We start from the raw sequence: 10,036 nt of genomic DNA, 5'->3' as shown, positions 1-10,036 counted from the left end.
ATGATTAACCACGGTTCCACCCTCATAACCAGCTTCTCTAGCAGCTATATTTAAAGCATCAATGAAATCGACTTGCCAATTAGGCATTTGCCCCTTCCCTGGAAAAGCCTCTCTCTTGAAACCATATTTAATTAATAATTTAGTTATTTTCTTCAATTTATCTAGTGGTTTCTGATTAATTACAGCTTGTTCCCATTCTTGAGTAGGTATATATTTTTTGATTTCTGTTAATTTAGGTGATAATGCAAAAAGATCATAATCTGCTGTTAACGGTTTGTGATCTCTATTAACTATCTTGGCCATTACCTCTAAATCTTTCCACCCAAACTCCTCTCCTAAAATTGTATGAATGCCGTCTTTTGTTTTATATTGTACTTTTTGACTTAATATATCTATTCTGAAATCGTATATTGAATTTTCTGTTTTTAAAGCGTTGTAATCTTTTCCATTATCCGTTTCTTTTTCTCCAATACTTATTAAACCTTCCTTTTTTAATTCTTCAATACGATTATTATCTAATTTTAACTTTACGGTGCTTATTTCATTCATATGTTCTTGTAGGGATTCTTCATTGTCAGTATTCCCTTTTTCGACAACTTCTTTATTTCCATGTTTTTTAGATAAGTCTTGATCAAAAGGAATGTAACCCGCAGCAGGCCCCCAATCAGAACTTTTCCCATGAACATTCATTCCTTTTGTGGCTGCTCCCTTTTTAATTAAACTGGTCGCTAATTTGTTAACTGGTCTTACAAAAATAAAAGTATTTCTTTCTTTAGCTACATTCTTAAACTTTTCAATATGTTCTGGAACCAGGCCTGATCCTTCTACAGCTACATTTCCTTCATCCACATTTATCCCGTCTAAATCTATTTTATCACTTGTAGCAAATTTAATTTTCCCTTTAATGTATCCAACACTCTTAGGAACTTTTTGTTCTAAATCTAAACGTTCATTTTGATTAGAAGAGTACATTTTTTCAAATATATCTGCGAAAAATTTGCTGGTATTAGTAAAATTAGAAAGATCGTTTAGGTGATCCTTTTCTTCATCATAAATACTTTTAAATTCCTCAGTTTCAGATAATACGGTGTCTTTAATTAGCAAATCATTTATAGCCAATCCAATTTGTCTCAATAAAATTTTTCTATCTGTTTCAGAAACAAGCCCATCGTACGGGAATTCTGGCTCTTGATTTATTTGTTGTTCCATATGACTTAAATTTAAAATTAATTGCCTTGTACTACTATTGTAATACACAGCGGCGTTTTGAGGTCTATCTTTCATTTTTATATTAAGTTCATTTTCCACAGTATCCCAATTGGAGTCAGTGATAGTAATAGGTGCATTATGTTTCATTTGTTCTAGAGTTTTAATTAATAAATCACTTGGAATATTTTGTGCTAAAACATGTAAAAGCCTTTCAGCCCTATTCACTATAACAGACGCATTCAAACTATTTGATATAATATTAACCAATTTATTTTCAATTGGTGTTTCGTTTTCTCTATGAATAGATGTACCTTTTTCAATAGCTTCTCTAAAAACCTTATTAATTGTATTTTCTTTGTCTTTTATTTCATCCACCACTGTTTTTTTATCTACTATTTTTGCTTCAAATTTTAATCTTTCTTTTCCATTTTCAACTATAATATGTGATTTAGTAATATTTATACCTTGATTTCTTGGCAGTAGAATATGCCCGTCATTATCTAAATATCCAACATGAGTTCCCTTAGGAATCTTGAGTTCTAGTAAAATTGGCCCCTTAGAAACAGATTCTTGTTTTATTAAATGCGGGTCAAGATAACCACTAAACATTCCATATTTGAAATCTTTAGAAATAAGGTGATATTTATCTCTATTAATACTTGTCATATCCTTGTTATATAAATTACCTATTCTAAAGTCTAAATCTTTATCGGTTAAATACTTAAAAACATGAATATCCTTCTCAACTTTCTTTGATTTAATGAGAGCTTTATCTATATTTTGAATAGTATCTCTTATTTCACCAGCATTTATATTAATACCATCCTTAATAAGGTCAATATTACCGTCTGATTCCCTAATCAGTCTATTTATATCAGAGTGATTAAAGGCCTTCAGGGAATCCGCCTCAATAAGCGTTAATGATCTTTTCCATTCATCATAATGTTCTTTTTTAATCATTTCTTTAAAATTCTCTTCTTCTGAATCATTATAGGCTATACCTGAACCATATTCTATTGCACTAGCGGCGTTAATTGGTGCTAATCCAATTAACGTAGCTATGGCAAAAGCGGGAAGAGTGGTTTTTAGTAAACATTTTTTCATATTATTCGCGTCCCTTCTTTCAAATTGTTACATTTTTATTTAGCTTTAGACAAAGTATTTTGCTCTTAAGTACTTGATCACCTAGATAGGTAATTCATTTTAAACGCACTTTAGCACAAGAAGCAGATTTCATTTAATCCAATATTCTTATAAAAGGGGAAATTTAAATATACATTCATCAGAAGTATACCGTAGAATATAGTTTAACTAAATTTCATAGATTAAAAAGACGAAATGCGTTAACATCTCGTCTCATAACTGCTATTTTTATTATAATTTTCATAATGTAACATCTTTTTCATCACCCCCGTTTATATTTTTCTAGATGAAATTTTTTTGGTATTTTTTTGGTATATTAGTTTTTATGCAAAAAAAAGTTTCACATAAAATTTAATTGTAATGCACTAAAAATAAAACATTCTATTTTTAATAAAAACTAACTTATAATTTGTATTAAAATTTTTTCATTTCTTTTATCCTTTAAATTTCTTTATTTAACAAACCTTTCTCTTTCAATGCATTTTGTATAAATACAACGGTTTTTGGAGCTTCCTGCTTAATACGCATTTGATATTGGGTATTTGGTGAAAATAGATACGCAAAAGCACTCGCAAAAAATTCTTTTGGATGAGTTTTCATGTACTTTTCAATCTTTATATTATTTTTTTCTTCTTCATATAGTTCTTTGAACTCACTAGTGTTACTTAAATCATTAAGTAATAGCTCATCTACAGCGTGTCCAAACTCATGTAATAATATGTGAGAATCTGTATGTACAGCTTCAGAACCATCCACGATTTCTTTAAACGGATTTATTTGGTGCTCATGTTTATTAAGATTTAGGATTAGTTGTTTAGTTTCTATATCATAATAGGCTATCGCAAGCGAATCTAGATGTGAAGCTTTTAGCCCAATCTCTTTTTCTACATTTACAAATTTAGAGTCAGTAATAGTAATAGGTGCATTGTGTCTCATTTGTTCAAGGGTATTAATTAATAAGTCACTTGGGATATTCTGTGTCAAAACATGCAAAAGGCTTTCAGCTCTATTCACTGTAAATGATGCATTTAAACTATGAGTTACGATATTAACCAGTTTAGTTTCGATTGGTATTTCGTTTTCTCTATGAATAGAAGTTCCTTTTTCAATAGCTGCTCTAAAATATTCATTAATTAAATTTTCTTTAGTTTTTATTTTGTTTTTCACTATATTTTTATCTACTAATTCTGCATCTAATTTTATTCTTTCCTTCCCTTTTTCAACTATGATGCTTGCATTTGTAATGATAATACCTTGATCTCTCGGAAGTAGAATATGAGCATCATTATCTAGATATCCAAAATGAGTCCCCTTAGGAAGTTTGAGATCTAGCAAAATTTGCCCCTTGTTTAAGGATTCCTTTTTGTTCAGATATGCATCAAGATAAACACTGGAAATTCCATATTTGAAATTTTTAGAAATAACCCCGAACTTCTCCCTGTCAATTTTTGTAATATCATGCGTCGCATTTAATTGATCTATTCTAAAATCCACATCTGAAACTGTAAAATACTTATAAACATGAATATCTTTCTCAATTTGCTTTGATTTCATAAGGGCTGCATCTAAAGTTCGGATGTTCTTTCTTATGTCATTTGCGTCGAGTTGAATTCTTTTATTATTAACAGCTACATCTATTTTTTTTTCTATGAAGTCAATATTTCCATCCGCTCTCTTAATCAACCAATTTATATCAGCGGATTTAAAGACTTTTAGCGAATCAATTTCACTAGGGGTTAATGATTTTTTCCATTTGTCATGAACTTTTGTCTTGTTTGTTTTTTTTAATTCCTTCTCTTCATATTCATTATGAGTGAAAGCTGAAGTGTTTTCTTGTGCATGTACAGAATTTATCAGTGTAAATCCAAATACCGTCACCATCATAACGGAAGGAATAGTTTTTTTCAGTAAAGAGCGTTTCATATTATATTCATCCTTTTTTTACTTTTATAACTATATATAATTCATTTTAAATGCGTTATAACAAGAGAGTCTATTTTCATTTTGTTCAATACTTTCATAAAAAAGGGCAAATTTAAGATACATGATCAGTGAATCCAATTGACAGAATCCTAATTATCTTGGAATTACCTTATCCTTCTAATAGATAGTTACTTTATGGAGAAATTTAAAACAACAATAATGGTAAAAGAATTGTGCAGCGTATTAGAGTTACCCTGTTCCACATTTTATTGCTAACTGAATGTTTTAAAAAAGAGAACGTCAAGAACGTCTGTCTTAAGCATACGATATGGAAATCAAAGAGTGACCGCTACTCTATGGTAGTGCTTAATGAAACAGGTATAAAAAATAACACCTCTAACTATCTGTAGGTGTTATTTTTTACATATTTAAGACTAGGAAATTACTTGTGATTATCTTATTTAGTATACCAAACTGTTTATTAAAGCATAATAAAGAGAATTACAACATTTATGATTTTGAAGAAGCCTTTAATATTCTTATCCCTTCCTTTAATGTTGACGCATCTGCTCTTAATGTTTTCCAGCTGTCTTTCGCTGCATTTAGGTTAGGTTTTAAGAATTTAAATTTATTTTGATCTGCCTTTTGGGATGCTTTATCAATATGATTAAGTACTCCTGAATATTGAGAATCTAGATCATGCCATTGTGCTGACATATAGGTAAGAGCATTAATAGCTGATCCAATTGCATTTTGCATTTCAGCAATATTATTATACGCAACTCCAACTACACGATTTAATGTTAGTTTATAGTCTACCGTTTGGCGTAATTGTGCTAGCAGTGGCTCTAACGTACCTAAATTATTTCTTGCTACTCCGACTATGATACCACCGATTATTGGTAGACCCAAAATAGCACCCTTCATTACATTAAACCCATCAGATTCTAATTGTTTATAATAGTTTACCGATCCTAATACTTCTTCTAGACGCTTTTGATCGGCATCAACATCTGCACCTTGATTTTTTAAAATTGACTGCAAGATATCTTTATGACCTCCAAATGCTCGGACATCTTCTCCAATACTATCTCTTAACTTAGCTAGTTCTTGTATTAAATTCTGTGTATATGCTTGGTTTTGTTTAATCTCACCTTGTAAATCTGTAATGCCCTCTTTTAATGTATCTGCATCTCCTTCATTAATCGCTTCTACTAATGTATCGTAATAATTGTCAAATGTGGTATCATACTCTACAATTCCTGTCAGGGTATCTAAAAGTTGTTTTTTTATGTGCGCATCCCATTTTGTAGCATGCTCTCTTGCATTCTTTTGATCTTGTACAATTTGACTAGGTAGATTTGTATATCCTTTAATATCAATTCCTTCAAAGTTAACATCTGGATTATTAATTAACAAATAAGAGTAATCATTCATGGATTTTGCAAATACCCCAGCATCTTGCAAAGCTTTTTTCATCTTTTCGCTGTTTACAGAAAGAGATATATCTTCAGTACTCGTTTGTTCTATTTTACTTTCACTTGCAAAAGCAGCTACTGGAGAAACTACAGTAGTTGTTGTCAGGGTTAAAAACGTCGATACAGCAAGTAGTTTATAAGGAAAATTATTATCCATTTAAAATCCCCCTATTAATATACATAGATTTCAATTTTTTCCTTACTTAAAAGCAATGTCTTTTGAAATGAATTCTGCGTCCTTATGAATATCATCCCAACTTTGTTTAGCAGCCTTTAAATCATCTGGTATTAACGACAGTTTATGTTCTTGCATTTGATTGATATTATCATATAAATCTTTATAATTTGCCCCCATTGTATTCCATTGTTGCTGAATACCTGTTAGAGACATAATTGCTTGATCCACTGTTTGATACAAATATGTTAAAGTGTCTTTTGTATTAATAAGTGAAATAACTGCTTGGTTAGCTAAATCAGCTTTCATACTTAATTCTCCAATTTTATTCGAAATTTCATTATAGGAGTTCATATGATTAGATGCCTCAACCCCAGCCGCTGTTCCTAAACCAATACCAGCTGCCCCTAGAGCGGTTAGACCACCAACAACAGCTGGTGTCGCTGTGCCACCACTTACAACAATGACTACCGCTCCTGCAATCGTTCCAATAACTAAAATAGCGGCTCCTAATCCACCACCAATTGACCAGGCTAATACATTATCAAAATGGGCTTTCTGTGTAGAACGTAAATTCTCAATTTCAACCTGAAGTTGTGGAACTAGTGCTTGTTTGCCCGCTAATATGGCTGTTAATCCTCCCTTTCCATCTGGACCTCCAACATTATTTTTAAAATCTACAGTACTTGCATACAACTTTGTTTTGAATGTTTCTAACATCTTAATGACTTCCGTAACTTCATTTGAATTTGTATGAATTGTACCGATTAAATCACCTATACCTTCTTTGAGGCTCGTCTTATCTTTCTTTTTTACAGTATCTACTAATGTGTCGTAGTAATTTTGAAATTGTTCATCGTAATTTACAATATTACGTGCCGTCTTTTGAATGTTTGGCTTCGCTGTATCTAACCAGTAATTTGCATTGATTCGTGACAATTCCTGATTCAGGTGAATGTTTTTGATTAATTCCCCTCCTCCTAAACCTAAATCAATATTGGATAAATTTACGTTTGGCTGTTTAATCATTGTTTTTGCGTACAAATCCATTACGAAAATATTAGATCCGGTTTTAGCCAATTCTTTCTTTAGCCCTTCAGGTCCTAATGTATAGATTTCTATGTTTTGTTCTTGTACAGTCCGTTCTTGTGTAAATGCATGAATAGCACTACCGTTATTAACAGTTATAAATGATGCCAAAGTTATAAAAGTTAACATCTTAATTGGAGATTTCTTCATATTTATTCGCCTCCGTATTTTCCGATAGAATTTTAAAATTTATTAACCTGTTCCTCAAGTTGACTGGTTAATGTTTTCAATCTTCTTAAAGTATCTTTTTGAGACTTATTGTTTACACTATCAACATTTATAGATAATGTTGTAATACTATTATTTAATAGATTTAAATCTTCTTTATAACGTTTCTGAAGATCAATTTCTCTATCTACTTGGCTAACAAATGTATGCAAATCATTTTGCATAAGAAGAATCATTGATTTTTGTAAACCTGCTACTGTTAATTTTCTTGTTAAATCATATATTTTTTGGTTTTGTTTCTCTAAGTCATATAAATGCGCTCGCTGTTCTGTTGTTAGTTTATTAATTTCGGCAAAGGTACTATATGTTTTTTTTATTTTTTCAGGATCAACTACTTTCATAAGATCATACTCTTTTGTTTTTGTAACTGCAGCCGCAGCAATTTCACCTTTTTTACTTTTCTCTATTGCTTTACGTGCTTCTTCTTTTGCAGCTTCAATTTCTATAGCTGATTTTCCCTTTTCTTTGGCTTCTTGCTCTGCTTTCTTCTCTGCGTCTACAATAGCATTGTTTATTTCTTTTCCTTTGTTATACGCTACTACTGCTGTTTGAGCAGCCGGTTCAATGATATCTTTTGATAAATTATATATTTCCTGAAATACTTTAAAACCCTGTTCATTCAAAGCTCCTGGTAATAATGCTATTTCCTGTAAATTACTTTGGATTGCTTTTTTGGTATTCAGCAATTCATTTTTAACAAGATCTATTTTTGCTGTTTTCTCAGAAACTAGTAACCCTTGTGCTTTTGCCACATCGGTATCGAGATCTTTAAGCTTTTTATCGAGTTGTAATTTAAAATCTGTTAATTCATTAATTTGATGCTGGACATTTTCTTGGTTTCTTATAGCCATGTCTTGAAGAACTTCCAGTCTAGCTAAAAATCCTTCTCTATCTTTCTTATTATCTACAAATCCTTTTAATGTTGAATAATAGTTATTAAATTTAGTTACATATCCTTTACTATTTGAATTTAGTAGGATTAAATTTGGATGTAGTTCTGATGACCACTCCTTCATATCTCGCTTAATTAAAAATTGATTCGTATTTAAAGATGGAAGTTCCTTCAACTGTATATTAGGTGTTATTAAATTTTGATCGATATATGTTTGTATTAGTTTAGATTGTGCACCTAACTTGCGTAGAGATGAAGAAATATCTTTTCGTTCTTGTTGTGTCTCGGCTTGTATGACTATAGCCGGTGAAAATACATAGTTAGAAATTGCCGATCCCAAAACAACGGATGTTATTAAAACTTTTTTAGTAATATTATTTTTCATTTAATTTCCTCCTCTAACCTAATGGGAAATTATACATATATTAGCAACGGGATTGTAACATTTATTTATAATGAATTTCCCACTTAAATCTTAATATTTTTTCTTTTATACAATATATTTGATTATAAAATAAATTGAATGTAAGAAAATATAGAATATGAATCACAAAAACTTTTTCTGTATTCATTTTAATAATAGTGGGTTAACTAACAATATTAAATATGTCTTATGATCGAATAGCAACTACGCAACTGTTTCAAATAGTATGGGCATTTTTTGTGAATGGTTTATATCAGTTTTTATTAGGAAATTTTAGTATTTCCATAATTTTAGTAGCCTTTGTATTTTCAACATAGTAGTACATCTCTAATCCTTTTCTTTCTGCGCGTAGTACATTTCTTCTTAATTTGGATAAGTGTTGAGATGTAGTTGATTGTGGAATTTTGAGAATTTCCGTTAATTGCGTTACGTTTAATGTAGGGTTGTTAGTTAACTCATTAACGATTTGAAGACGTGTTGGGTGAGCCAGTACTTTAATTAGTTCAATATCCTCTTCCAAAAAAATATGTTGTGTATTGTTATATAGAAAATCATTCATAATTTCATCTCCATTTTTAATTTATATTTCCACTAAATACATAAGTTTCTAGCAGAATTTACGTATTATCAATTGTATATTTCATCAAGAAATCTTGTAATACTTCCAAGGTTTTCTATCTGTTTTTCCTTTTGCTTCTATTTCTAAATATTCTCTACCCTCAAGTGCAATAATTGAAGTTTTTTCTATTTGATATGTAAAGCCTCTTCAAATTAAAACTTCATTTTCCCCAAGATTAGTGCTTAAGTTGACAAGATAGGCTGATTCTGAACCTACAGGTAAGTTGATTTTTAGCAAAATGGGCAACTTACTAAAATTTGATGCAGCGTCTTTTGATAAAGATGTACTAATATATCCATATTCAGTTTTTGTTTTCCCGATAAGCATTTCTGAAATCTTCGAGATATTCTCTTTAATAATTTTATTAGGGTTGTTCCAATCGACTAATAGTCCATTTTCAATTCCTAATGCAAATCCTTTAGCCCTTCTATACACTGTAATCGGTTCAGAGATTTTGCCTTTCTTTAAAGCACTATCTATATGTTTAATTGTATTATTAAGTTTAGAAGTTGTTAATTTCCCCTTTACTTCTCTCAAATATTGATTGATTTCCAAATAGTCTAAATCTGTATATTATTCAACTGCTTCTTTTTCCTCAATTGTTAATCGTTCTCTCCATTCTTCAAATTTCTTCTCCCCCATTCTGTAGCTTTTTCGTGGTCCCCTTCAAACTCTATCAAACCATCAATATGATTAGAGATAATTTCATCCGAACTAGCAGCCCATGTCTGTAATGGATTACTAAACGGGATTACAGATAAAAATACAACGTTAGCAAGTGTACTAGTTAAAATTTTATTATTTACAAATTTCACAATACCCCTCCCGACATATTTATATTGGATATCAATTTTAA

The 10,036-nt window shown here is 30.5% G+C and carries 7 protein-coding genes and 1 pseudogene; all 8 read right to left on the bottom strand.

All coding sequences use genetic code 11. The annotated features are described in order from the left end of the window. Positions 1–2,313, bottom strand: a 2,313-nt coding sequence (locus tag MR170_RS28540) for an anthrax toxin-like adenylyl cyclase domain-containing protein (RefSeq protein ID WP_242310310.1), incomplete at its 3' end; no start/stop codon positions are given. Positions 2,314–2,793: 480 nt separating this feature from the next. Next, the gene (locus MR170_RS28535) at positions 2,794–4,275 is read right to left on the bottom strand and encodes an anthrax toxin lethal factor-related metalloendopeptidase (protein WP_242310308.1); all 1,482 of its coding nucleotides are present in this window, start codon (positions 4,273–4,275) and stop codon (positions 2,794–2,796) included. A gap of 510 nt (positions 4,276–4,785) precedes the next feature. Further along, positions 4,786–5,910 (bottom strand): hemolysin BL binding component B, encoded by a 1,125-nt coding sequence (hblA, locus tag MR170_RS28530; protein ID WP_242310307.1) that lies wholly within the window; start codon positions 5,908–5,910, stop codon positions 4,786–4,788. Between the two features lie 42 nt (positions 5,911–5,952). Beyond that, positions 5,953–7,167, bottom strand: coding sequence for a hemolysin BL lytic component L1 (gene hblD / locus MR170_RS28525; RefSeq protein ID WP_242310306.1), 1,215 nt, complete (start codon positions 7,165–7,167; stop codon positions 5,953–5,955). Between the two features lie 32 nt (positions 7,168–7,199). Continuing rightward, entirely contained in the window at positions 7,200–8,522 is a 1,323-nt protein-coding gene (locus MR170_RS28520; protein ID WP_242310305.1) for an HBL/NHE enterotoxin family protein, read from the bottom strand. A gap of 292 nt (positions 8,523–8,814) precedes the next feature. Then, complete coding sequence (locus MR170_RS28515) at positions 8,815–9,120, bottom strand: ArsR/SmtB family transcription factor (protein ID WP_071735407.1); 306 nt, start codon at positions 9,118–9,120, stop codon at positions 8,815–8,817. A 207-nt stretch (positions 9,121–9,327) separates the two neighbouring features. Next, positions 9,328–9,741, bottom strand: a pseudogene (locus MR170_RS28510) (ADP-ribosyltransferase); the annotation flags it as partial. 41 nt (positions 9,742–9,782) lie between these two features. After that, positions 9,783–10,036, bottom strand: a 254-nt coding sequence (locus tag MR170_RS28505; RefSeq protein ID WP_242310303.1) for a hypothetical protein, incomplete at its 5' end; no start/stop codon positions are given.

Source organism: Bacillus cereus group sp. BfR-BA-01524 (assembly GCF_022662595.1).
GTDB classification, from domain to species: Bacteria; Bacillota; Bacilli; order Bacillales; family Bacillaceae_G; genus Bacillus_A; species Bacillus_A thuringiensis_S.
Note: the sequence above shows the minus strand (reverse complement) of the source record. Positions and strands in the feature narration are given on the sequence as shown.